At 44.2% G+C, this 23,976-nt stretch carries 20 protein-coding genes and 1 pseudogene; 13 read left to right on the top strand and 8 right to left on the bottom strand.

Annotated elements, in window-relative coordinates; genetic code table 11:
• Positions 1-4: 4 nt before the first annotated feature.
• The 6 genes from OCW38_RS09805 (at position 5) to cyoE (ending at position 8,623) form a co-directional block, all read left to right on the top strand.
• Positions 5-3,103 (top strand): efflux RND transporter permease subunit, encoded by a 3,099-nt coding sequence (locus OCW38_RS09805; RefSeq protein ID WP_261893871.1) that lies wholly within the window; start codon positions 5-7, stop codon positions 3,101-3,103.
• Positions 3,104-3,840: 737 nt separating this feature from the next.
• Entirely contained in the window at positions 3,841-4,737 is an 897-nt protein-coding gene (gene cyoA, locus OCW38_RS09800) for a ubiquinol oxidase subunit II (RefSeq protein WP_080572717.1), read from the top strand.
• A 5-nt stretch (positions 4,738-4,742) separates the two neighbouring features.
• A complete protein-coding gene (cyoB, locus tag OCW38_RS09795; RefSeq protein WP_261893868.1) occupies positions 4,743-6,824 on the top strand; it encodes a cytochrome o ubiquinol oxidase subunit I in 2,082 nt (693 codons plus the stop codon).
• Positions 6,814-7,431, top strand: a complete 618-nt coding sequence (cyoC, locus tag OCW38_RS09790) for a cytochrome o ubiquinol oxidase subunit III (RefSeq protein WP_261893866.1) — start codon at positions 6,814-6,816, stop codon at positions 7,429-7,431. The genes cyoB and cyoC overlap by 11 nt, the downstream gene beginning before the upstream one ends.
• Positions 7,431-7,742: a cytochrome o ubiquinol oxidase subunit IV gene (cyoD, locus tag OCW38_RS09785; protein ID WP_016786088.1), complete on the top strand. Its 312-nt coding sequence runs from the start codon at positions 7,431-7,433 to the stop codon at positions 7,740-7,742. The genes cyoC and cyoD overlap by 1 nt, the downstream gene beginning before the upstream one ends.
• Positions 7,743-7,750: 8 nt before the next feature.
• Entirely contained in the window at positions 7,751-8,623 is an 873-nt protein-coding gene (gene cyoE / locus OCW38_RS09780; RefSeq protein WP_196769283.1) for a heme o synthase, read from the top strand.
• A 141-nt stretch (positions 8,624-8,764) separates the two neighbouring features.
• On the opposite strand, the gene OCW38_RS09775 is transcribed toward cyoE, so the two are convergent.
• The 4 genes from OCW38_RS09775 to OCW38_RS09760 all read right to left on the bottom strand — a co-directional run bounded on the left by OCW38_RS09775 (position 8,765) and on the right by OCW38_RS09760 (position 13,304).
• Positions 8,765-9,253, bottom strand: a complete 489-nt coding sequence (locus OCW38_RS09775) for a hypothetical protein (RefSeq protein ID WP_017065279.1) — start codon at positions 9,251-9,253, stop codon at positions 8,765-8,767.
• 166 nt (positions 9,254-9,419) lie between these two features.
• Complete coding sequence (locus OCW38_RS09770; RefSeq protein ID WP_065099468.1) at positions 9,420-11,396, bottom strand: alkyl sulfatase dimerization domain-containing protein; 1,977 nt, start codon at positions 11,394-11,396, stop codon at positions 9,420-9,422.
• 304 nt (positions 11,397-11,700) lie between these two features.
• Complete coding sequence (locus OCW38_RS09765; protein WP_010439830.1) at positions 11,701-12,690, bottom strand: efflux RND transporter periplasmic adaptor subunit; 990 nt, start codon at positions 12,688-12,690, stop codon at positions 11,701-11,703.
• Positions 12,690-13,304 (bottom strand): magnesium transporter, encoded by a 615-nt coding sequence (locus OCW38_RS09760; RefSeq protein ID WP_010439832.1) that lies wholly within the window; start codon positions 13,302-13,304, stop codon positions 12,690-12,692. Before OCW38_RS09760 ends, OCW38_RS09765 begins: the two co-directional genes overlap by 1 nt.
• Positions 13,305-14,432: 1,128 nt before the next feature.
• On the opposite strand from OCW38_RS09760, the gene OCW38_RS09755 reads away from it, so the two are divergent.
• The 4 genes and pseudogenes from OCW38_RS09755 to OCW38_RS09740 all read left to right on the top strand — a co-directional run bounded on the left by OCW38_RS09755 (position 14,433) and on the right by OCW38_RS09740 (position 18,084).
• Positions 14,433-15,368, top strand: a complete 936-nt coding sequence (locus OCW38_RS09755) for a LysR family transcriptional regulator (RefSeq protein ID WP_010439834.1) — start codon at positions 14,433-14,435, stop codon at positions 15,366-15,368.
• Positions 15,369-15,616: 248 nt separating this feature from the next.
• Positions 15,617-15,994: a lactoylglutathione lyase gene (gene gloA / locus OCW38_RS09750; protein ID WP_016790819.1), complete on the top strand. Its 378-nt coding sequence runs from the start codon at positions 15,617-15,619 to the stop codon at positions 15,992-15,994.
• Between the two features lie 14 nt (positions 15,995-16,008).
• Positions 16,009-17,107, top strand: a pseudogene (locus tag OCW38_RS09745) (alkene reductase).
• Between the two features lie 110 nt (positions 17,108-17,217).
• Entirely contained in the window at positions 17,218-18,084 is an 867-nt protein-coding gene (locus OCW38_RS09740) for a DMT family transporter (protein WP_016788961.1), read from the top strand.
• Between the two features lie 250 nt (positions 18,085-18,334).
• Here the strand turns inward: OCW38_RS09740 and OCW38_RS09735 are convergent, their stop codons facing one another.
• Positions 18,335-18,829 (bottom strand): peptidylprolyl isomerase, encoded by a 495-nt coding sequence (locus tag OCW38_RS09735; protein ID WP_010439843.1) that lies wholly within the window; start codon positions 18,827-18,829, stop codon positions 18,335-18,337.
• A gap of 123 nt (positions 18,830-18,952) precedes the next feature.
• The gene (locus tag OCW38_RS09730) at positions 18,953-19,561 is read right to left on the bottom strand and encodes a TetR/AcrR family transcriptional regulator (RefSeq protein WP_016768545.1); all 609 of its coding nucleotides are present in this window, start codon (positions 19,559-19,561) and stop codon (positions 18,953-18,955) included.
• Positions 19,562-19,800: 239 nt separating this feature from the next.
• Between OCW38_RS09730 and OCW38_RS09725 the strand changes: the two genes are divergently transcribed.
• Positions 19,801-20,757, top strand: coding sequence for a glycosyl transferase family protein (locus OCW38_RS09725; RefSeq protein ID WP_022570806.1), 957 nt, complete (start codon positions 19,801-19,803; stop codon positions 20,755-20,757).
• Between the two features lie 124 nt (positions 20,758-20,881).
• Here OCW38_RS09725 and OCW38_RS09720 read toward each other — a convergent pair whose 3' ends face one another.
• A complete protein-coding gene (locus OCW38_RS09720) occupies positions 20,882-21,178 on the bottom strand; it encodes a hypothetical protein (RefSeq protein WP_102387954.1) in 297 nt (98 codons plus the stop codon).
• Positions 21,179-21,344: 166 nt separating this feature from the next.
• On the bottom strand, positions 21,345-21,578 hold the full coding sequence (locus OCW38_RS09715) for a hypothetical protein (RefSeq protein ID WP_010439851.1): 234 nt from the start codon (positions 21,576-21,578) through the stop codon (positions 21,345-21,347).
• A gap of 302 nt (positions 21,579-21,880) precedes the next feature.
• On the opposite strand from OCW38_RS09715, the gene OCW38_RS09710 reads away from it, so the two are divergent.
• Both OCW38_RS09710 and OCW38_RS09705 read left to right on the top strand, forming a co-directional pair.
• Positions 21,881-22,297, top strand: a complete 417-nt coding sequence (locus OCW38_RS09710) for a CBS domain-containing protein (protein ID WP_010439854.1) — start codon at positions 21,881-21,883, stop codon at positions 22,295-22,297.
• A gap of 198 nt (positions 22,298-22,495) precedes the next feature.
• A complete protein-coding gene (locus OCW38_RS09705; RefSeq protein WP_261893857.1) occupies positions 22,496-23,959 on the top strand; it encodes an MATE family efflux transporter in 1,464 nt (487 codons plus the stop codon).
• The last annotated feature ends 17 nt before the right edge of the window (positions 23,960-23,976 follow it).

The raw sequence follows: 23,976 nt of genomic DNA, 5'->3' as shown, positions 1-23,976 counted from the left end.
TAGCATGAAAATCATAGAGATTATTTCCAATACTCGACTGCTTATCTTAATGACGGCACTGCTCATGGTGAGTGGTATTTCTGCGTTCATGACGCTGCCGCGTGCAGAAGATCCAGTCATCATCAACCGTTACGCGAACATTACTACGAGCTTCCCCGGCGCCAGTGCCGAACGTGTTGAAACCTTGGTTACTGAGGTAATCGAGAATAAGCTGCGTGAACTGAGTGAAGTTAAATTGGTGAGCTCAACCTCAAGGCCGGGCGTGTCTATTGTCACGCTTGAATTGAATGACACCATCACCGAGCCTGAGCCGGTTTGGTCTCAAGCTCGCGACAAACTATCTGATATCGAATCCATCTTGCCTGCTGGCTCACATTCTCCCGATCTCGATAGCGACCATACTTATGCTTTCACGACCATTGCATCTCTAACTTGGTCTGGTGCCGGCGAGCCAGACCGATTAACGCTGGGTCGCTATGCCAAAGAACTCGCCAAGCGATTACGAACTTTATCGGGCACCGAATTTGTTGATGAATACGGGATGCCACAAGAAGAGATTCAAATCAGTTTACGTACCGCAGATGCAGCGGCGTTAGGGCGCTCAAGTGCCAATATTGCTGAGTCGCTAGAAGGAGCGGACGCCAAGAACTCCGCCGGTGAGTTAGTGAGTGATTATTCTCGCTTTGGCTTAGAAATTAAATCGGAACTCGATTCTATTGAACGCATTAAGCAAGTGCCAATAGCCACTGATAGCAAAGGTCACATCATCCGTATGGAAGACATTGCTTCTGTGAAACGTGGTGAGAAAACCCCACAAGACCAGATTGCCATTATTGATGGTGAGCCGGGTGTGATTGTCGCGGCAAGAATGCATCCGGATCTGCGAGTCGACAACTGGACGTCGCGAGCTAATGCTCTGATTGGTAAATTTGAGCAAGAGTTACCAAGTAACGTTAAGGTGACGGTGCTCTTTAATCAGCAAGGTTATACCGAAACTCGCTTAGACGATTTAGGCAAAAGCTTGATGATCGGTTTCGGCTTGATCTTAATTGTGCTGTTTGTCACCTTGGGCGTTCGCGCCGCGATCTTAGTGGCAATTTCTCTGCCGTTAACCTCATTATTGACCCTATCGATCATGAAAATGACCGGTGTTCCGATTAACCAAATGTCGGTGACGGGCCTAATTGTGGCGCTCGGAATCATGGTAGATAACGCGGTGGTGATGGTCGACACCATTCAAGCTTACCGCCTGAAAGGACAACATCGAGCCGAAGCAACCATGAATGCGTTGAAACATTTATGGGTGCCGCTACTGGGGTCAACATTAACCACGGTATTGGCGTTTGCCCCGATCATTCTGATGCCGGGCGCATCGGGTGAGTTTGTGGGAGGAATTGCGATTACCGTTTCTTTCTCGTTGATCGGTTCTTACATCATTTCGCACACCTTGATTGCGGGCTTAGCGACTAAGCTACTGCCGAAACAACTCAGTGATGTCGACAAGAAAGGGCAGCACCATTGGTACATGACGGGTTTGAGAATTCCTGCTTTGACGCGCTGGTTCTCGTCTTCTGTCCGTTTTGGTGTCACGCATCCAATTATCACGATTGCTTTGGTGTTGTTGGTTCCGTTTACTGGTTACTGGAGTATGTCTCAGCTGACTGAGCAATTCTTCCCGCCATCAGACCGAGACATGTTTGAGATTCAGGTTTACATGCCGCCGCAAGCGAGCATTTATGCCACTAAAAATACCTCTGAAAAAATCGACGATATCATTCATCGTTACCCCGAAGTCGAGCGTATTGACTGGCTAGTAGGAGCGAACTTCCCATCGTTCTATTACAACCTGCAAGCAAGGCAAAATAACGCGCCGTACTTCTCACAAGCGATGGTGAAAACAGAAAATTTTGATCAAGCCAATGCGCTAATTCCAGAACTTCAAAAGGTGCTAGATAAAGAAGTACCACAGGCGCAGATCTTGGTGAGAAAGCTCAACCAAGGGCCTCCATTTACCGCGCCCGTTGAACTGCGTGTGTATGGTGAAAACCTTGATACGTTGAAAGCGATTGGTGAGGATGTGCGCTTGATTCTGGCAGGTGTTCCTCATGTGACTCACACAAGGGAAACACTGCAACCGGGGACACCTAAGGTATGGTTGAAGGTTGATGAAGACACCGCAAAACTTAACGGGATTTCACTCAATCAGTTTGCGGGCATGTTGCAAACGACGCTGACTGGTCGTGAAAGCGGCTCTGTTATTGAGGGTAGTGAATCGGTGCCAATTCGTGTTCGTGTCGCGGATGACGCGCGTGAGGATCTTTCGCACCTGAGTAATATTCGTTTGCCGATCAGTTCAGATGTCTATTCCACGGGGATTAATGTTTCGACTCTGGCGGAGCTGGAATTGACGACCAGTCGTGGTGCGATTACTCGTCGTAACGGGCAGCGTGTGAATACCATCGAGGGTTACATTGAAGCGGGTGTCTTACCTCAAACCGTACTTAATGAATTCCAAAAACGCCTAGCAAGCTATGAGATGCCATCGGGTTACACGATTGGTTTTGGTGGCGAATCCGCTGAACGAGACAATTCAGTCAATAGCCTGATCTCGAATGTCGCCGTTGTGGTGGTATTGATGGTGTTGGTGGTGGTGATGTCGTTCAACTCGTTCCGAATGAGTAGCATTATCTTCATGGTAGCAGGACTGGCTGGTGGGTTAGGGCTGTTGTCGGTGTGGATCTTCGGTTATCCGTTTGGCTTTACCGTGATCATCGCCATGCTTGGGATTGCGGGCTTAGCGATTAACGCCGCCATCGTGATTTTGACGGAATTGAAACTCGATAAGCAAGCCTCATCAGGCAATGTGGATGCGGTCGTTGAGGCAGTGATGTCGTGTACTCGCCATATCAGCTCGACCACGATCACAACCGTTGGTGGCTTTATGCCATTGATTATTGCTGGTGGCGGTTTCTGGCCTCCTTTTGCGGTCGCGATTGTCGGCGGTACAGTATTAACCACCCTTATCTCGTTCTACTTTGTGCCTGTGGTTTATCATTTGATGACTAAAAATCAGCGCAAGAAAGTCGTCACAGCAACAGCATAATCCTCTCTTAATGACTCTTACTCCTCTCTTTTTGGGGGGAGTAATACCCACTTAAAACAGATCAAAATACTCATCAAATCGGCTTTTTAGGTCGATCTTTGCCATTAATTCTCGACACATAACTGGCATTATTATCAATGAAAAGCAGTGTGTTATTCGATTGGGTAATGAGTTGTTGGTCAGAGTAATATCTTTTCTAAATACCATTAAAATTCTATGTGAATTGATAAATTTGATAATCGTCACACTTTGTTTAATTCACTATTTCTAATGTACTCAAACATCACTTCGCTTCGTCATTGTTGGTCGCTAGTTTCTAAAATTCTTACTCATCCCTTATCAGCGTTGGTTTTACACGTGTAGCACGCCTATGTCGTGCGGCTAATTTCCTATCTGTTTTCCACATCTCACTTTCATAACTGGAAGGTTAGTTTCCAAGTTTGTTTGGTGAGCTTTCAATTTCAACTCCTCATAATGCGCCAAATGTAACAATGTATTTCAAAGTGTAACAATTAAGTCATATTTTTTGTGTGGTTTTAACCGTGCGGCAATGTTTCGGCTATGCAGCACTGTCGTTTTAACTTGGCAGTTCAACTGTCGACTGTTCAAGATAGTGGCTAATTCCGTTTCGCTTTGAGATGCGTCGTTTCACATGCTCAACAAATAAATATTCTAATGACCATGACAACCAGTACTCGGGCGTTCGTTCTGAGGCTGGATAACCATCGAGAAAGTTAATGGAAGCTTCAAGATATAAACGCATTTTATCGAGAGCAAATCTGTCGAGGATTGGTTTGGTGGGAACCGTCCTGATGCTCGAAGGATGTAACTCCGCATTGCTCGACCCAAAAGGTAGCGTTGGCGTTCAGGAAAAGGAGCTGATTATTACTGCTCTGTTGCTGATGCTGATTGTCGTCATCCCCGTGATCCTGATGACCATCTACTTTGCTTATAGATACCGTGAAAGCAACACCACAGAAGAGTACGCACCTGACTGGGCGCACTCAACCAAGATTGAAATAGTGGTATGGACGATTCCAATCATCATTATTGCGATTCTGGCCACCATCACTTGGCGAACAACACACGAACTAGAGCCTTCCAAGCCTCTGGTGAGTGACGTTAAGCCGATGGTGATCGAAGTGGTCTCTCTGGACTGGAAGTGGCTGTTCATCTATCCGGAGCAAAACATTGCGACGGTTAACTATGTTGCGTTCCCGAAAGATGTACCGGTGACGTTTAAGCTAACTTCAGACAACATCATGAACGCGTTCTTTATCCCGCGTCTTGGTTCGCAGATCTACGCGATGCCGGGAATGGTGACCAAGCTGAATTTGATCGCGAACCACGAAGGTGACTTCAAAGGTTTTGCATCGAACTACAGTGGTAAAGGGTTCTCTCAAATGAAATTCACCGCATCAGCCATGCCTGATCAAGTGGCGTTTCTAAACTGGGTGGAAAAAGTGAAAGCAAGCCCGGACCGTATTGAAGATTGGGAGCAATTCCGTTCTTTGGCTGCGCCGAGTGTGGCTGAACCTGTGACTCTGTTCTCCAGTATCCCACCATTTTTATTCACTGATGTTGTGACCCAGCACCCTGGTTCAATGAACTGTTTGCCGGAAACCCAAGGATAATCGTCATGTTTGGAAGATTAACTCTAGACTCAATTCCCTACCACGAACCCATTATTTTGTTCACGTTAACCATGATCGCTTTAGTGGGTGGTTTAGTGGTGTATGCGGTAACAAAAGCCGGTAAGTGGCAATACCTTTGGAATGAATGGTTTACTTCTGTAGACCACAAAAAATTGGGCTTCATGTACATTGCGGTCGCGATGGTGATGTTAGTTCGTGGCTTTGCCGATGCCGTCATGATGCGTAGTCAGCAATTGCTTTCTGCAGCGGGTGAGACAGGCTATTTACCGCCACATCACTATGACCAGATCTTCACGGCTCACGGCGTGATCATGATTTTCTTCGTCGCGATGCCTTTGGTTATCGGTTTGATGAACATCATTGTGCCGCTGCAAATTGGTGCTCGTGATGTTGCGTTCCCTTATCTGAATAACTTGAGCTTCTGGCTGTTTGTAGTGGGTATCATCCTAACCAACATGTCACTGGGCTTAGGTGAATTTGGCCGTACGGGTTGGTTGGCGTATCCGCCGCTTTCCGGTATTGAGGCAAGTCCGGGAGTCGGGGTCGATTATTGGATATGGGCGCTGCAAATATCCGGTGTGGGTACCACGTTAACGGGTGTGAACTTCTTCGCGACTATTTTGCGCATGCGTACTCCGTCTATGCCAATGATGAAGATGCCAGTATTCACGTGGGCGTCTCTGTGTGCCAACATCCTGATCATCATCTCTTTCCCAATCCTAACGGTAACCATCGCGTTACTGACTTTGGATAGATACATCGGCGCGCACTTTTTCACCAATGACCTTGGTGGCAACGTGATGATGTATGTGAACCTGATTTGGGCATGGGGACACCCTGAGGTGTACATCCTAATTTTGCCTATCTTCGGTGTGTTCTCTGAAGTGACTGCAACCTTCTCTCGCAAAAAACTGTTTGGTTATACCTCGCTGGTATGGGCGACGGTGGCTATCACTATTTTAGCGTTTGTGGTTTGGCTGCATCACTTCTTCACTATGGGTTCTGGCGCCAATGTGAATGCCTTCTTCGGCATCGCGACCATGATTATCTCTATCCCAACCGGGGTTAAGATCTTCAACTGGCTATTCACCATGTACAAAGGTCGTATCCGCTTCACCACGCCAATGATGTGGACAGTGGGCTTCCTAATCACCTTTACCGTGGGTGGTATGACGGGCGTATTGATGGCAGTACCGGGCGCAGATTTCATTCTGCATAACTCAGTATTCCTGATTGCGCACTTCCACAACGTAATCATCGGTGGCGTTGTCTTCGGTTGTTTTGCAGCGATTGGTTACTGGTTCCCAAAAGCGACTGGTTTCACTCTGAACGAGCTTTGGGGTAAACGCGCATTTTACTGCTGGATCATTGGTTTCTTGATGGCGTTCTTGCCGCTTTACGCTCTGGGCTTTATGGGCATGACGCGTCGTTTGAGCCAAGACATCAACCCTGAATTCTTCCCTCTACTGGCGGTTGCGGCTGCAGGTACGGGCGTAATTGCGATGGGTGTGGTGTGTCAGTTCGTTCAGATTTACGTGAGTGTTCGTGACCGCGACCAAAACCGAGATCTAACCGGTGACCCATGGGGTGGACGTACATTCGAATGGGCAACGTCTTCACCACCGCCGTTCTACAACTTTGCAAAATTGCCTAAGGGCGATGAGATCGATTCGTTCTGGTATCAAAAGCAAAGTGGTGAGTTTGACCCAACTCAGGAAGAAGAATACGAACGTATTCACATGCCGAAGAACACACCGACAGGTATCTATGTTTCTGCATGGGCGTTGGCATTTGGCTTCGCAATGATCTGGTACATCTGGTGGCTAGCGGCTGCAAGCTTAGTAGGCATCGTGGTGACATGTATTCAACACAGCTACAACGACGATGTGGATTACTACGTGGAAGTTGAAGAGATCAAAGCGATTGAGGCGGCTCGACGTGCACAGCTTGAAGAAGCGAAGAAACAGTCAGTGAAAGGCGACAATTCTGGTCGTGGTAACAGTGCTGACGGTGACAGTGATAACAACGAAAATAAAGATGATTTGGAGACGACGTATGCAAGCTAATACTCCGTCACACACTTATGATCTTGCACACTCGCATGATCACCACCACGAAGCTGCGGGCAACAAGTTGTTCGGCTTTTGGGTTTACTTGATGAGTGACTGTGTCCTGTTTGCCACGCTTTTCGCGACTTATGCCGTGCTTGAGAGTGGTTCAATCGCAGGGCCGACAGGCAAAGACATCTTTGAACTGCCGTTCGTGTTTGTCGAAACTATGATGCTGCTGTTCAGTAGTATCACCTTTGGCTTTGGCATGATCGCAATGAAGCGCAAAGATGTTTTAGGACTGAAGCGATGGATCAAAGTTACTTTCGTATTGGGCTTGGCCTTTATCTGTATGGAAGTGTATGAGTTCCATCACTTGATTGCAGAAGGCTATGGCCCTCAAGAGAGTGCGTTCCTTTCTGCGTTCTTTACCTTGGTTGGTACACACGGTTTGCACGTAACGTTCGGTCTTATCTGGATGGCGGTGGCGTATCACCAGCTTTCAACCAAAGGCTTGAACGACAACATGTCGATGCGTTTCCAGTGCTTGAGCTTGTTCTGGCACTTCCTTGATATTGTTTGGGTTTGTGTATTTACCATCGTGTACTTAATGGGGGTGATGTAATGGAACAGCATCTAGACAGCGGTGCAACGGATTACGTGAAAGGCTTTATTGCGTCACTAATTCTGACCATTATTCCGTTCTACATTGTGTGGGCACATGCGTTGCCAAGCACTGAAACTTACGTGATCTTGTTCGGTTGTGCGCTGGTGCAAATCTTTGTGCACTTTAAGTACTTCTTGCATATGGAAGCGAAATCTTCCGATGGGCGTTGGAACTTAGTGTCACTGATGTTTACTGCCATTGTTGTATTGATTCTTATCGCTGGCTCGGTATGGATCATCTACAACATGAACGTCAACATGAAGTTGTAGGCCAAGGTATGCTGAAAAAATATTTGTCTATTACCAAACCGGGCATCATTTTCGGCAACCTGATTTCTGTTGCGGCGGGGTTCTTTCTCGCCGCAAAAACAGAACCAGCCAGTGTGATGTTGTTACTGACAACGTTAGCGGGTGTAGGGCTTGTGATTGCATCAGGTTGTGTTGTGAACAACATCTTTGACCGAGACATCGACCAGAAAATGAAACGTACCCAGAACCGCGAATTGGTTCAGGGCAACATCAACACAGACGTGGCATTTATCTATTCGTTAGTCATGTTGTTGGCAGGCACGGCGTTGCTGTTTCAATTCGTTAATCCGATGTCTGCGGTTGTGGTGTTGCTTGGCTATGTGTTCTACGTTTTTTTCTACACCATGTGGTACAAGCGTAATTCCGTTTACGGCACCTTAGTGGGCAGTATTTCTGGCGCGGTTCCTCCATTGGTTGGCTACCTTGGCGTGACGAACTACCTGAGCTTAGAAGCTGTTCTGTTGTTCATCATGTTCTGTTTATGGCAGATGCCACATTCGTATGCGATCGCGATGTTCCGCATTCAAGACTACCGCGATGCAGGTATTCCTGTGTTACCGGTAAAAGAGGGGGTCGACAAAGCACATCAGCACATGAAAGCTTATGTAGTCGCGTTTGGCGCGGTTGCACTGGGGCTGTTCTTGCTCGGTGAAGCGGGCTATGAATACTTAGCGGTGTCGGCGGCAGTTTGCTTTATGTGGACTAAAGTGACGTTCCGTAAAGTTGATTGCCTCAACTACATTCAGTGGTCAAAGACCGTCTTCAAGGTCTCTCTGCTGGTGGTGATGAGCATCAGTGGGGTGCTAGGGCTGGAGTTGATTCCGTTGCCTGCAATTTTTTGATTTAAGTTTGTCGTTGAACTCTCAATGTTTGAAGTCCGAGGGTTTGACGACTTTTTATTGTTTGTTTTTGTCATCTGTCTTATTTTTCTTTGTTGCTCCCCCCTTTAACTATTCAGCCTTAAATTACTTAGATTTTAGCTATTACCCTTCAAAAATGTCATTAAACCAAGCTTCCAATTGCTCACGTTTATCTTGGGGGCCGTTGATGACGATTAAACGTTGCAAGCTTGCTTGATCCCAAGAAATGGTTCCTGTTGCTAGCGCATCGAACACGTCTAACTCTGTGATCAGAAGTAAATCTTCCTCGGTTGGTAATGTATCTCTTCCTGAAACTTTGACACCTTTAGCAAAGCTGATTTCGCTGTAGTGGCCTTTGATTGCTTCAAATAGATTGAACTCAATTTTGTTTGGATGTGCTTTGCCAAGTGCTGCTTGTATCGCAAAAAGGCGGAAATGATCAGGCTTATTTAAATTGCCAAATTCGTCATCTTGTCTTGCATTGATTATGTTGCCAAAGACTTCGAGAGAGCCCGGTTCAGTGATCAAGCTAAGTCCAGTATCTTGATGCAGGCCGCAAGCAAAAACCAAAGATGAACTGAGTGAAAGTAGCAGAGCGAAACGTTTTAGCATCTAGAAACCTTGAGTCGAACGTATATATTTCACATCACGCCATCAGTAAAGTTGATGTGAGCGGAGGAGTTTGAATTATATAATAAGCAAAAGATAAAGGGACCGCGAAGGGTCCCTATGTTTATCCGTTTGCTATCCTAGCGAGCCCTTAACTAACGTGTGTCAGTTAACGAACGATAAGCATCAGCTCTTCAGGGGAAAGAGGCTTATCGAAGTAGCTCATGAATAGACCAAAGGCTTGAATGTCGCCATTCGAGAACTTAAACGCACCAGACTGCATGTTGGTACCAATCACTTGTTGAGCGTTTGGACCAGCCATCAAGATTTGGTTCAATACTTGACGAGAAGTGTTGATTTGAACATCAGCGCCTTCTAGTGCCGTTTCATGAAGCTGAGCAATACCGTTACGCACTTCGATAGTAAATGACTCGTTGGTATCAGAGAAGTTGTAAGTTAGCGCAGTGTTCACATCTAGCGTGTTCTCTGCGATTAACGTCGATGTCATCATATCGAAGATTTGTTTACTTGGTAGGGCAGTTAGAACGTCTACAGAAGCAAAACTGATCATGTTAGAGAAGTCACGAGTACCTTCTAGTTCAGCTGCAGCATTCAACGCCCAGTTACGCCAGTTGATGTTCACTTGATCGGCAGACCATGCTTTGTAAGCTTGTGCCTTTAGTAAGCGCGCTTCCATGTCATCTTTGTTTACCGTGATAGGGTAAGAAAGAATCTCCGCTGCAAAAGTGTAGTTCTCTGCTTTCATCGCTGCTTTTGCTGTGTCGATGATGTTATCACGGCCGCCCATGATTTCTACGAAAGCTTTAGCACGCTGCTCATAAGCCATTGGCTCTAGTTGCCACGGATCGGCTTCGAAGAAACCGTTGTAGCCTACGTAAATTTGGCGAACAGCGTGTGCAACAGTACCATAATGCTCACCCAACCAAGGGTGTTCAGCTAGGTGTTTAGGCAGTTTAACTACTTCAACTAGCTCGTCAGGTGTTAAGCCTTTGTTCATGTGGCGAATGGTTTGGTCATGCGTGTATTGAATCGCATCGCGATAAGCGGTTAGTACATCTGCTACTGCTTCTTTACCTTCAACAGGGCGACCATGAGAGTTGATCATGACCTCTGTATCGAATTGACGCATTACGTCGATGCCTTTGAACCACATGCTCGGATCGCGGAACTTAGTACCACGAATGGTGTGTAGGTTCGGGAAGTTTTCACCTTGTAAAACCTCTGCGGCGTGCAGAATTTTCTGTTCAGGCAGATAAACCACGACTTCATCTTTAGTTTCAGACGGTACGTTTACGATTTGCATACGTACGCCAGAGATAGTGATGTCTAGCGTACCATTAGCTTCAATAAGTGTGTTTGGTTCAATGAAAGAGATATCGCCTTGCATGAAACGCGGACCGAGGCCATCGTTTACAGTGCCGTGTTCACCTTCTTCAACGTGTTTTGCTCCGGTGTAAGAGGTGCGATGGCCAAATAGCGTACCTAGGTTTGAAGACCAGTTTGCCACAGCTTCAGTTAGGCCCTCTTGAGCAATGATCTTAACTTCACCAGAAGCTACTTTCTCATCAGTTGTCCATGCACGAACACCAGAGATGTGGTCAATGTGGTTATGAGAGTAAATAATTGCAGTGACTGGTTTATCGGTAATCTGGCGGAACTGCGCTTTTGCTGCTTCTGCCATTTGAACAGATTCGCCAGGATCGACAATGATGATACCGTCATCGCCTTCAATCATGACTGGAGTATCTAGGCCAAAACCGTAAGCTAAGTAAACATTGTCATCGACTTGTATAACCGCTTGGTCCATTTTACGACTGTGTTTTGTTAGCGTTGGGTGCACGTGTTCAGACTCTTCTGTGTACGCCAATGTTTCACCGGTTTTAGAAAGAACCTTAATACGATCGCCTTTACCCCAAAATAGGTTTGATTCATGTTCGAACAAAACATCGTTTTTGTAGCGTGCGTTTAGATCAATATTTTGGTATTGAGCCGCTGAACTTGTTTGCAGTTCTTGACCTACTTTTGACGTTGCTTCTACCACTGGGGTCGCTGATGTAAAACCAGACACCAATAAAGCGCTCGCAATAGCAACAGGAAGTGCCATTTTTTTGAATGTATTAGTCATGAAGTGACCTTATATTTGGATACAGGAATTGGATTTCTTGGTTTGAATGATAGAGGTGAGAGAGGGGGCTATCTACGAGGTAATGATATTTTAAATTATCGTTTTTACGATGATTGGTTCTTTGAATGATTACATAAACGATTTATTTTGATTTGAATCAATTAGGGCTATGGGTTCATCTCAGATACAAAAATGCCCCGAAAATCGGGGCATTGGGTATTCTATGAATGAAAAGAAATCACACCTGATTTTGAAGCTCATGCGAGCGTTCAGCAGGTGATGATACCATCCAGTGCCAGCGTGTTTACCAAGCGCCTAAGTAAGACTTGTATGATTGTAGGCGAACGGTTGCTGCGCCAATAACATCAATGAAGCCCCAGAAAGGATGTGGTTTTTCTGCTGAAATCCAAGCCGCGCCAGTTGAACCAATAGGGATGTTGTAACCTTCTGGTTCGATGATCTCAAGTACGATAGTACGACCTAAACCATTACCGTTTCTGACCACGTGTTGACCGACGCTTTGTGGCCCCTGAAGTGGAGAAATACTCGACTCTCCCGTACCTGCGTTGAAACTGTGTACTTTTGCTCTGAACACGTGCCCTGGGTATGCATCAACGAAGAACTCTGCAAAATCGCCTACTTGAACATATCCGTAAGTTTGGTCTGAAATACGCATCTCAAGGAACTTTTTGCTGGTGTTGTAAAGGTGCATGTTCCCCATTACAGACCCCTCAGCAATATTCACTATCGATACCTGACCGTCAAATTCAGCTCTAATCGTTTTCTTCTCTTGCGCCCAATTTACTTTTTGTAGATCGGCTTTTAACGACACAAGTTGAGCGTGCAGCACTCGAAGGTCTGAGTCGTACTTTTCTACGTCACGCAGATTGAAAATTTCAGGTGAAGTTTCAGCGCGCTCTAAGTCGCGAGTCATTTGCTTAATCTGTTCTTCTTTCTGAACAATTGAAGATTCGATCTTTGCTTTGTCTGCGGCAGAATCTATGTCGACAAGGGTGTAGATTATATCGCCTTCTTTAACCATTTGGTTGTGCTTAACAAGCACTTTGTCGATCTGCTGACCAAAGATAGGTGACATTACCGCGTGTGGTGCTTTCACAGTGGTTGAGTTTGTTAGATCAACAGGGGCCCACAAGCGAGAAATTACCGCTAACACTGCTAGAATTACCACGCCACCAATGGCAGCCCATGTATAGTTTTTGATGCTCTTTTTAAGTGCACCTGTCGCAAATAGTGACCATACGATTAGGATGTATGGGATCATCATCTCTTTCATTATGCGACCTCTTTTTCTGTAGGGGATGGTTTTGTTGGAGTCTTTTCATCGGCAGACTTTTTTTCTGAAGATTGTTCTACTGGAGACTGTTTTGTTTGAGACGGTTTTTCGGATGATACGCGGACTACAGCAGTTTCTGTATTGGTAGTGTCTTGTTTAGGCTGTACGCCACGGCGAATAACATCACTCAGTGATTGACCAATATGCTTCCAGTTCGCCAACGCGATAACTAATGCAATAACCCAGAATGTTTTGCTAATGAATAGACCACAAAGTGACAGTGCAAACACGATTTGTACGTGAGCACTTTTGTGTTCTTTCGCTTTATGCACGCCCAATTCATGTATTTGCCACATGCCATAAATGACAGCTAAGACGACCGCTATCGTGACCGAGAATAGGTAACCAGAGAAGTATTCTGTCTGGAAGAAGTTCATCATCATTTCGTTGGGATGATTATTGAATTGAGACATGTCGATGTCTTTAGAGTGGATTGTGCCTAACGGAGCAAGAGCCCATGCACCAGCTAACATCACTGCCATAAACAGGCAGAACTTAATCAAGACCAAAGCAATGGCCCAGACTTTCTGGAAAACGATTTTAATAAAATTCATATCTCAACCTACACAAATAAGGAGAGAGAATTTGTAGCCTAGAAGTCTAACTTTTGATGACATCTTGAAAAATAGGTGCTTATTATCTTGAATATGGGTGCGCATAATAAACAAGAGTATTAGATGGCCTTTAAAGTGAGACTACTTAGTCTAGACAACGGATTCTCGGTATCAAGAAGCGAATGCTTCCCTATAAATCAACACTTGTTGTCAGCCAGCAGACCGAAACTGAATGGCTAATGAGCAATTATCTTATTACGTGTAGTTCCTCAGCTATCGAGGGGGTCTTCCATGATCATTGACGCATTGCAGTTAGATATTTGTCAGCGTTCTGTTTTGGCTAAGAATTGATTTGTTGGCAGGATAATAGGAAGAGTTTTGAACAGTATCCACCCAGAATTACGATTTGATAATATCGTAATTACGATAAGTTACTTTAATTTTAAATCGGTTAGTTGATTTATTTGCTAGCGCTCAAATTCGGCTTGAAAACATCGTTGCTTAAGTTGGCTTGGATCAATGAAATGATTAATAAAAGCATCAATAAGTAATTGAGTGAAATTTATTTTTTTCATGATTATTTACAATAAGAGAGAAATGAAAATCAGTGACGAATGAGGCATCACTATGAGGTGTTAAAAATACATGCTTTCAATAATGAGTAAACGCGACTTTCAATCGTTGAATTCGAAGCATTGTAGCTAATAATAGTCAAATGTATACCAAATCCAATCAGAACACAGTGTCACATTTAATGAGACAATATCATGTTTTTTTCAACGTATTGAAACTAGAATCTAAACCAATCAGTTGCCATTTGAGTTTAAGATACTTGGTGAACAGTAGATTAAGTAAAAGTTAGTGAGTTGGCTCTTGCGGTACTCACTTATAAATAAGTAAGCTCAGGAAGAAGGAGTGCTGCTGTCCTTATTGGGTTTGAAAGCATCACGCTGCTCGTCATCATCTCGCTAGGAATAGCAAGTTAATGTTTTTGCTGCTAAACCTATTGAGATACTTATTACGTGGGATGTTAGTGTCTCAATTTACCGCTCTAATGACGGATTCCTATTTCATTCTATCGTTTTTACGATAGCATGGTGTTTATGGTCGCCTAATGAGTAATTACATATGAGCAACGACATTCCAAACTTTAATTTACTTGCGGTGTTTTCTGCTGTAATGGAGCAAGGCAGTTTAAGTAAGGCCGCTGATCAACTCAGTACTAATCAGTCGACCATCAGTACCGCACTAATACGCCTAAAAAAAGAGATTGGCCAAGAGCTTTTTGTCCGTAAAGGACGAGGTGTGGTTCCTACATCGTATGCACAAAGCTTGTATGAACAGATCAAAACGCCAATTAATGAATTGAACGGTGTATTTCAATCTATGGCGAGCTTTGATGAGCAAGCCTCTGAACGTAAGTTTGTTATCTCTTCACCAGAGCATCTTCAATGGGTTTTACTCAATAGCTTTGCCGCGCTTCCTAACCAAAATTTGTCGCTTGAAGTGTTTGACCAACCAGACAATGATGATCGTATTTATGAAGATCTTCTGACCCAAGAATTCGATGCTATGATTGAAATTTTGGTTCCTGAGCATCCAAGTATAGCCAGTGAAGTCCTTTATCAAGGTGACTTTGCTATTGTGTGTCGTGAGGGTCACCCTCGAATTCAAGGTGAGATCAGCGAGGCTCAGTTTATGACTGAAAAGCATGCGGTACTAGACCGAACTCGCCGTAAAGTTCGTAGCTTGAGCCATTACACTTCTTTGGATTTATCTAAGCGCAAAATAGCGTTTCACGGACGATCACTGTTTAGTAATATCCTCTTATGTAGCCAGTCGGATTATATAACGGTTGTCCCACTTTCTATGGCTCTCCAGTTTCAAGAGAGGCTTGGTCTGCAGTTGTTTAAGCCTCCGTTTGTTTATGAGCAGATGTCTCATTACTTAATTTGGCTTAAGAAGCAGAATAACGATCCCGCACATAAATGGTTTAGAGAGCAAGTCATCCGCACATCTGATGCGATGTCGAAAACGCTTAAAGATAGACGCTTGAGGTTCTAAGTGCGTATCTGACAGAAAGTATCAATTCAAGGGGGGAGCGCTAGCTTCCCCTTTTAATTTCATCGATCCACGCCTGTGTCACTTAATAACAAATAATTATCAAAATAAGAATATTTAATAACTTCACTGATTTTGAAGACTTCAGTAGTATGAATAACAACAGAGATAGGTAGCCTTTATGGCAAACCTAAACGAACATTTATTCGCTTCGTATTACGAGGCTTAGGTTCAAGTACGAAGGGCGAAATATGAAATTCCTACACACAATGATTCGAGTTGCTGATCTAGATAAGTCTATTGAGTTCTACACCAAAGTATTGGGGATGAAAGAACTAGAACGCCATGACAATACCGAATACCGTTACACATTGGTTTTTGTTGGCTATCAGCAAGGCGGTACGACTATCGAATTGACGCACAACTGGGATACTAATGAATATGAAATGGGTAACGCTTTTGGCCATTTAGCATTGGGTGTGGAAGATATTTACGCGGCATGCGACAAGATCAAATCGCTGGGTGGCAACGTGACTCGCGAAGCGGGCCCAGTGAAAGGCGGTTCAACGCACATCGCTTTTATCACTGACCCAGATGGCTACCAAATCGAACTGATTCAACTAGGTTAATCGAGGAAATGACAATGACAAACGCACTATTTCAACCCATTCAACTGGGTAACATCGAACTAAAAAACCGTATTGTTATGCCTCCGATGACTCGTTCTCGTGCAACGCAACCTGGTAATTCAGCAAACGAAATGATGGCGGCTTACTATGCTCAACGCGCCTCTGCAGGTTTGATTGTGGCAGAAGGTACACAAATTTCACCTATGGGCCAAGGTTACGCTTGGACACCGGGTATCTACTCTGACGAGCAGATCGTTGGTTGGAAAAAAGTAACCGATGCAGTACATGAAAAAGGCGGTGTTATCTTCGCACAGCTTTGGCATGTTGGCCGTGTTACGCACCCAGACAACATTGGCGGTGAGCAACCCATTTCATCTTCTGCACTAAAAAGCAGAAAATGTAAAAGTATTTATCGATAACGGTACAGATGAACCGGGCTTTGTTGATGTGGTTGAACCTCGTGAGATGACGAAAGAAGACATCAAAGAAGTGGTTGAACAGTATCGCCAAGCTGCACTTAATGCGATCGAAGCTGGCTTTGATGGCATTGAACTTCACGCGGCAAATGGCTACCTGATTAACCAATTTATTGATTCTGAAGCAAACAACCGTACCGATGAATACGGTGGTTCAATTGAAAACCGCCTACGTTTCTTAGGTGAGGTGGTTGAAGCTATGGTTGAAGCGATTGGTGCTGACCGTGTTGGTGTTCGTCTTGCTCCTTTTACTTCACTAAATGGTACGGTTGACGCGACGCCAGTTGAAACTTACACAGCGGCAGCTGCGTACTTAAACCTATACAAGATCGTTTACCTGCACATCGCAGAAGTAGACTGGGACGATGCGCCTGAAACGCCAAAAGCATTTAAGGCCGCCGTTCGTGCAGCTTATGACGGTGTACTGATCTATGCTGGTAAGTACGACAGTGAGCGCGGAGCAAAAGCGGTCGCGGAAGGCGTAACCGATATGGTTGGTTTTGGTCGTCCATTTGTTGCTAACCCTGATTTACCCGCTCGTATTCAAAATGGTCATCCGCTTGCTCTGCACGATCCAAATACCTTGTTTGGCGGTGCTGAAAAAGGCTTAACCGATTACCCAGAATACGCAGGCTAAAAACAGCTGTCTGAAGCAGAGTATTGAGATAGTATCTTGATCCTGTTGAATGTTTATAAAAAGCAACCTTGCAGAGTCGGGTTGCTTTTTTGTTATTGGATCGAATAAAAATGATGAACGTAAAAGCGATGCGCGGCGAGCTTTACCTGTTATGTGCAACTTTACTGGCTGGAGTTGGGTGGATTGCATCTAAGCTGGTGGTATTGGAAATGCCTGGGCCTGTGTTCATTGGTGTGCGATTCTTTGTCGCAAGCTTGATTTTATTACCGTTCTGTATCCATCATATCCGTAAGCTTTCTTTTAAGCAGATTCTCTCTCTCTGTGGTGTTGGATTGTTATTGTCTGCTTCATTGCAAGTGTGGGTGTTTGCGGTGTCGGTGACTGAAAGTTTATCTGAAGGGGCGTTTATCATGAGTTTGGCCATGATCATTGCACCGTTTGTTTCTTGGATAATATTTCGTGTTAAGCCTAATCGCGCCTTCTGGATGTCATTCCCAATTGCAATTATTGGTATGTTATTACTGACTTTAACGAACGGTTGGCACGTTGAACAAAGCCAGATCTACTTCCTATTGGCTTCAATGTTACTCTCTTTCCATTTTGTGATGAATAAGCGTGTTATCACTAACATCAAGCCAATTGCTTCGATTTGCGTACAGCTTTTTGTGGTGGGTATCAGTGGAATGGCGTTTGCGTCGATGACGGCTCAGCCGGAGTTTGAAATAACCAAAACGCTCATCTTCTGGTTTATTGTCTCTGCGGTTGTCGCAACATCGATCCGTTACTTATTGCAAACGGTGGGTCAACATTCAGTGAATATGGAAGTGGCAGCGCTGATTATGATTCTTGAGCCAGTTTGGACGTTGTTGTTGAGTGTGAGTATGTTGGAAGAAACAGTGGAGATGCAAAAATTAGTCGGAGGGGCAGTGATCATTGCCTCGCTTTTCTGTTATATCAAATGGTCGAGAAGAAAATAAAAACCCTCGCAGCTGAAGCAAGGGCTTTGTTTCTGCTTTTTTCATCGTAACTAATATAGATGCAATTAGCATCAACAACGTTTTTCTATTTAGGTAAAATGTCCACTGACTACCATTTACTTGGAGTGGTATTCTAATAATAATTTGACAATTATATCTTGGTTGCCCATTTCAGTTTCTTCGCCAAACATCATGGTTACGTAAATTCGTTTGGACAAAAATTATTTTAGTCGCCAGCTGAGAGTGTGATTTAACCGTTTATAGTGACCTTGGTGATCACAATATCTTCGCAAGGTACATCTTCGTGTCCCCAGCGGGTGGTCGTTGGCGCTGCAGCAATTTTGTTTACGATATCCATACCTGCCGATACTTTACCAAACACCGCGTAGCCCCAACCAGCATTGGTTGTTGAGGTATGATCTAAGAAGTCATTGTCATCAAGGTTGATAAAGAATTGCGCTGTCGCTGAATGCGGTGCGTCAGTACGAGCCATTGCTACCGAACCAATCACATTTTTCAATCCGCGATTAGCTTCGTTGACAATCGGTGCTCGTGTTGGTTTTTCTGTCATGTCGAGCGTGTGTCCGCCACCTTGGATCATGAAACCGTCGATAACACGGTGAAATGTAGTGCCTTCATAAAAGCCATCCTGGCAATACTTAAGGAAGTTTTTCGACGTTACTGGCGCTTTTTCAAGGTTCAGTTCAATCTCGATATCGCCAAAGTTGGTGGTGAAAGTAATCATAGTGCTACCTAAAGTTGAAGTTTTACTGAGTCGTAATGACGAAAGTGGGTTGAAGTATAGGGAAAATAAAAATGGATACCAGTGATGGTTTCATTGTGGTTGAATTCCAGATAATCGCCAAAATCACGCCTGATACTGTTTGAGGAACATCTCAACACTTGAATTAACAATTACTTGCTTTTGCTGCTCGTCTGGTGATGGTGCATGACCTATGATTTGTGGCCAAAAGGCAAACGACTTAAGCAGAGCAATGAACTGAGTGGATGCAAACAATGGATCTAATTCAATCAAACGACCGTCGGCCAAAGCCGCTTTTATCCAGAGCGTTAGGCCACTTTCCGCTTGCGAGTATTTTTCCATGGCTTGATGTGCAAGCTCTGCATTGTGAAAGTACTCAGAAAACAACACACGAGACAAGTCGATAAAGCCCTCTGACTCAAGGAGCTCAAGTTCTTGATTGGCGATAGCTTCTAGTTGATCGATTAGTGGTAGATTGGTCTGATATGGGAAATGGGTCGCCGAGAGTGTTTTAGCCCAAATGCTGTTGAGTATTTCGTCCAATAACATCTCTTTACTGGCAAAGTGATTGTAAACAGTGCGCTTAGACACTTCTGCACGGTTTGATATTTTGTCCATGCTTGTCGATTTATAGCCGTGCTCGGTAAATTCAGCGATAGCAGCAGCAACGATCGATTCACGTTTCTTTTGGCTCAGTGTTTTTTTTACAGTCATTCGGCACTACTCAATAGGTCACGTTTAGCTTTGTATTTATCAATTTTACACCAATAAGTTTACTTTTAAAATGCTGGTCAGTTGCCGGTTTGTTACTCCAGTAAGACATGGCTACCCCGGTTTGGATCAATTGCACTGTTGTTGATAGTGGTTGAATCGCTTTGCAATGAGCTATGGGTGTCATAGAATCGGAGACGTATTAAATTTTATTGATATCTACGGAAGAGAATTAATAGTCAATGAGTAGTATTTTAGAGTGTATTCGTACTGTTGGACGAGGGGAAAGAGGGCGCAAGCCTTTGTCGTTCGAACAAGCTTATCGCATCATGGATGAGTATTTAAGCGGTGAGGTCGGAGACGATCAAATGGCTATGCTACTGATGTTAATTCGTGTGCAGAATGAAACTAATGAAGAAATTGCAGGCTTTGTAAAAGCGTTTCAATCTCGAGTGCCGGATTTGGGCGCAGATATTGATTGGCCGTGTTATGCCGGAAAACGCAATGATACGGCGAGTGGTAAACCGTGGAACTTGCTTGCAGCAAAAATATTAGCAGACGACGGCTACAAAGTGTTGATGCATGGCTATATGGATAAGCCAAGTGGTCGCACGCACGCAGAGACTCATTTAGACCTTGTGGGTGTTCGCCGCGCTGTAGACCCTCAAGATGCGAAACAGATCCTTGAAGAAGACGGTATTGCCTATTTACCTTTGGCGAATTTTGCTCCAGAAGCTCAGACTATGATTGGCTGGAAGCATCGTTACGGTTTACGTACCCCGATTAATACTGTGGTTCGAGCATTAAACCCTGGTGGTGGACGCTTGGGCTTACGTGGTAGTTTCCACCCAGGTTTCCCACAATTGCATGCGGAAGTTGAGCATGTCATTGGTAACAAGTCCCACTCAGTGATTTCATTTAAAGGTATGAATGGTGAGTCGGAATACAACCCGAAAGTGAGCCAAACCGTGTGGATGAGTTCTCCTGAAAAAGTAGAGTCATTCTACTGGGAAGGAACCATGAACCCGGCACTTCCTCTTCCTAAGGAGTGTGTATTAGGCACGCCGGAAGATGAGATGGAGTTGATGGCGAATAGTGTCGTTGACAGCATGACGGCGATTTTATTTGCAGAAACGCACGACAAGGCTGAAGCTTATGCAAAGGCTCTGCGTTTATGGGAAGCGTATTGTGCTCGCTAGCCGATAGTGAAGAGCATGAAATGAGAGAAGGTCAGCGATTGCTGGCCTTTTTTCCCCCTGAACTTTATTAATGTTCGTTTCGACTGATGGTAAAATGATATAGATTGAGTAAATAATATAAAGGCTACTTCACTCGCATCAGTCGATGCATTTTATCTTCAAGTTGGATCTCGATAATTTGTGAGACTTTCATTTTTTCGACACGTTCTAACATTGCCGCTGTATATGCTTTCTTCTTCATCCACTCTAACGGTTCTTTAAAACCATCTTCATTAATTACAAACGATTGATCGGTAATTGAGTCTTCAAAGATGTGCACAACCCAGATACGCGATTGGAAATCCAATAGCTCGCTAAAGTAGCTTTTTAGCTCAGATAAATGGCCAGATAGGTAGGTTTGAGGTGAACGTAGCGAAATCATAGTTGACCGTATTTAGGCAATAAAAGCGATATGAGGTTTGTTCATCTAGGTCTATCGCTTATTGGAGACAATAGGCAAGCATTATTAGTGCGATTACCTACTCGAAAGGTTGTCACAAAATACGGTATTTGTGTGTCGTTAACAATGTTTGCGAGTGATAAGTTAGCTATTTCATGAATAAGCCGAAATCGATCTCTTGTTCTCTATGATATTTAACAAGCTTGACTTTCAGGTTGTGCTTGGCAGCCAGATTAATCGCTAGAGTCGACATGCGTTTGATTTCGTTCACACAGCTTGATATCAGAGGTTTCTCTTCGTTATCAACAATGGCGACGAGAGTGTTCTCTGTCCCGTCACTACCTGAATAAATGTACGCGTACATGTTGTTGTCGTGTTGCATAAGTTACCTGAATCTGACTCTTCATTTTTTGTATGGTGAAGATTACAGGGTTTATTTGCCCAAGCTAGCGCGGCTAAGTAAGCCTAAGAAAGGAAAAGTAAGGCTTTGTAAGAGCTCTATTTTTTATTTTTTTGACGGTGGGAAAATGCTCACAAGCCTTTTGTGACCTTGTTTTTTCGTCTTAGTAGGTTTTACCTATCAATAAAATTGTTGAAATCCATTTAGTAAAATCAAGATTTTAGACAACAATTAACTTAACAAGATAGAAAAAGACATAACGAAAAGTATTTAGGGAGAGCACAATGCATTCAATAAAAGTGAAAGATTACATGACGCCGCAGGTTGTGACATTCACTCCTGATATGCCGTTAAGTCTAGCGTTAGACAGAGTAATGCGTAGCCACCACATGGGCGGTCCAGTAATTGATGAGAATGAGCAAGTTATTGGCTTCCTTTCTGAACAAGATTTATTAGAGAAATTAGTTAAGGTGAGCTATTTCTGCCAAGACACACACATTGTCGGTGATTGTATGTACCAAGAGGTACTCTCGGTATCGCCAGACCTATCCATTATTGAATTGGCGGATATGATGCAAGTCGGGAAGCCAAAAGCTTACCCGGTACTCGATAACAAAAAGCTAGTAGGTATTATCACCAGAACCGATGTTTTAAGAGCAATTGGTAAGAACTTGGATGAATGCTTCAAACATCAGGTATAGTAGCGTGTTGAGAACGATTATTCTTCTTAATATCCTATAATTAGAAAAGGCGCTTTGGCGCCTTTTTCTTTGTCGAACGTTTTGCATGAAGCTTGTCTTTATAAGGTTTTAGTTTGTAGGAGCTCTCTTAGTCGATCGTTTAAAAGATCTAAAGTTTGTCGAGCTTTAGCTTGTGATATTTCAGTTTTTGGAGGTTTCATGTCAAATCAAACTGCAAAGTTTGTAGAAGGTTCAACGATGCGCCATATATTGGTGATGTCGGGAGCAGGCTCTGTAGGTTTGATGGCCTTATTTGTCGTCGATTTACTTGATATGTTGTTCATTAGTATGTTGGGACAAGTTGAACTAGCAGCTGCGGTGGGTTTTGCTGGGACATTGACGTTCTTTTCGACTTCTGTCTCGATAGGCACCTCCATTGCGATGGGCGCTCTGGTTTCAAAAGCAATTGGTTCCAAAGATAAGGAGCAAGCTCGAAACCTCAGTACCAGTATCATGTTAACCGCGTTTGTTATTAGCTCGACAATTACCGTGGTGATGTTTACTTATATTCCTGAATTACTGGCCGCGATTGGTGCGAAAGGGGTAGCGGCCGAACGTGCCCAAGCTTATCTACAAATTCTATTACCCAGTGGCCCATTTCTAGCGCTGGCAATGGCGGCAGGTGCAGGTTTAAGAGCAGCAGGTGATGCAAAGCGTTCAATGTGGGCAACGTTATCAGGCGGTATCGTTAATGCGATATTGGATCCACTCTTTATCTTTGGTTTTGGTTGGAACATTGAAGGGGCGGCTATCGCTTCTGTTTTTGCTCGCTTTTCGGTGTTGTTTTTCTCGCTTTATCCTTTAATACGTAGCCATCAACTTGTTGCTCCTCCTTCTTTGTTGCAATGGCGTATTAACCTTCGTCCTATTCTTGCTATTGCCATTCCCGCTATTATCACCAATACGGCAACGCCGATTGGCAATGCGATAGTGACCACAGGTATCGCCCAATATGGTGAGGATTTCGTTGCTGGCTTTGCTGTTATTGGTCGTTTGACGCCGGTGTGTTTCGCTGTGATCTTCGCGTTATCTGGTGCTGTGGGGCCAATCATTGGTCAGAACTTTGGCGCTGAACGTATGGATAGAGTTAAAGAAACCTTGAACAATTCTCTGCTGGTTACCACGGCTTACACCATCGCAGTCTGTATTTTGCTGTATTTCTTACAAGATCTCGTGATTCAAGGCTTTAGCCTCCAAGGTGATGCTGCCATAATTGTTGCGGCTTTTTGTACTTATGTTGCTTTGACTTTTACTTTTAACGGTGCGTTATTTGTCGCAAATACGTCTTTTAATAACCTCGGGAAACCTTTGTATTCTACGGCTCTCAACCTGGGTAAAGCGACTTTGGGCACTTTGCCGTTCGTATACTTGGGTTCGCAGTGGTATGGCGCGTTGGGTGTGTTGTATGGACAAGCTTTAGGTAATGTCTTGTTTGGACTGTTGGGGATTTTGGTGCTTCGTTATCATATCGCTGAGTTGATGCAAGGCTCTGAAGTTGATCATGGCGAAGAAGACGTATCTATCGTGAGTTTGAATACGCAGCCTTTTTGTTCTCATGATGCCGTTCTGATTGATGATGTGTCTGCGAATAGAGAGGAGTGCGTAGAATTTAAGCAACGCTGATAATCCTGTCGTATTCG

This window comes from Vibrio cyclitrophicus, assembly GCF_024347435.1.
In the GTDB taxonomy this organism is placed as follows: Bacteria; Pseudomonadota; Gammaproteobacteria; order Enterobacterales; family Vibrionaceae; genus Vibrio; species Vibrio cyclitrophicus.
Note: the sequence above shows the minus strand (reverse complement) of the source record. Positions and strands in the feature narration are given on the sequence as shown.

What these genes read in the sequence shown, in the direction of transcription:
- OCW38_RS09770 (WP_065099468.1), bottom strand. Translation starts at nt 11,396, where the DNA reads ATGACTAATACATTCAAAAAAATGGCACTTCCTGTTGCTATTGCGAGC.
- OCW38_RS09720 (WP_102387954.1), bottom strand. Translation starts at nt 21,178, where the DNA reads ATGATTTCGCTACGTTCACCTCAAACCTACCTATCTGGCCATTTATCT.
- OCW38_RS09705 (WP_261893857.1), top strand. Translation starts at nt 22,496, where the DNA reads ATGTCAAATCAAACTGCAAAGTTTGTAGAAGGTTCAACGATGCGCCAT.
- gloA (WP_016790819.1), top strand. Translation starts at nt 15,617, where the DNA reads ATGAAATTCCTACACACAATGATTCGAGTTGCTGATCTAGATAAGTCT.
- OCW38_RS09755 (WP_010439834.1), top strand. Translation starts at nt 14,433, where the DNA reads ATGAGCAACGACATTCCAAACTTTAATTTACTTGCGGTGTTTTCTGCT.
- cyoD (WP_016786088.1), top strand. Translation starts at nt 7,431, where the DNA reads ATGGAACAGCATCTAGACAGCGGTGCAACGGATTACGTGAAAGGCTTT.
- OCW38_RS09725 (WP_022570806.1), top strand. Translation starts at nt 19,801, where the DNA reads ATGAGTAGTATTTTAGAGTGTATTCGTACTGTTGGACGAGGGGAAAGA.
- cyoC (WP_261893866.1), top strand. Translation starts at nt 6,814, where the DNA reads ATGCAAGCTAATACTCCGTCACACACTTATGATCTTGCACACTCGCAT.
- OCW38_RS09730 (WP_016768545.1), bottom strand. Translation starts at nt 19,561, where the DNA reads ATGACTGTAAAAAAAACACTGAGCCAAAAGAAACGTGAATCGATCGTT.
- OCW38_RS09760 (WP_010439832.1), bottom strand. Translation starts at nt 13,304, where the DNA reads ATGAATTTTATTAAAATCGTTTTCCAGAAAGTCTGGGCCATTGCTTTG.
- OCW38_RS09710 (WP_010439854.1), top strand. Translation starts at nt 21,881, where the DNA reads ATGCATTCAATAAAAGTGAAAGATTACATGACGCCGCAGGTTGTGACA.
- OCW38_RS09805 (WP_261893871.1), top strand. Translation starts at nt 5, where the DNA reads ATGAAAATCATAGAGATTATTTCCAATACTCGACTGCTTATCTTAATG.
- cyoA (WP_080572717.1), top strand. Translation starts at nt 3,841, where the DNA reads ATGGAAGCTTCAAGATATAAACGCATTTTATCGAGAGCAAATCTGTCG.
- OCW38_RS09765 (WP_010439830.1), bottom strand. Translation starts at nt 12,690, where the DNA reads ATGAAAGAGATGATGATCCCATACATCCTAATCGTATGGTCACTATTT.
- cyoE (WP_196769283.1), top strand. Translation starts at nt 7,751, where the DNA reads ATGCTGAAAAAATATTTGTCTATTACCAAACCGGGCATCATTTTCGGC.
- OCW38_RS09775 (WP_017065279.1), bottom strand. Translation starts at nt 9,253, where the DNA reads ATGCTAAAACGTTTCGCTCTGCTACTTTCACTCAGTTCATCTTTGGTT.
- cyoB (WP_261893868.1), top strand. Translation starts at nt 4,743, where the DNA reads ATGTTTGGAAGATTAACTCTAGACTCAATTCCCTACCACGAACCCATT.
- OCW38_RS09715 (WP_010439851.1), bottom strand. Translation starts at nt 21,578, where the DNA reads ATGCAACACGACAACAACATGTACGCGTACATTTATTCAGGTAGTGAC.
- OCW38_RS09735 (WP_010439843.1), bottom strand. Translation starts at nt 18,829, where the DNA reads ATGATTACTTTCACCACCAACTTTGGCGATATCGAGATTGAACTGAAC.
- OCW38_RS09740 (WP_016788961.1), top strand. Translation starts at nt 17,218, where the DNA reads ATGATGAACGTAAAAGCGATGCGCGGCGAGCTTTACCTGTTATGTGCA.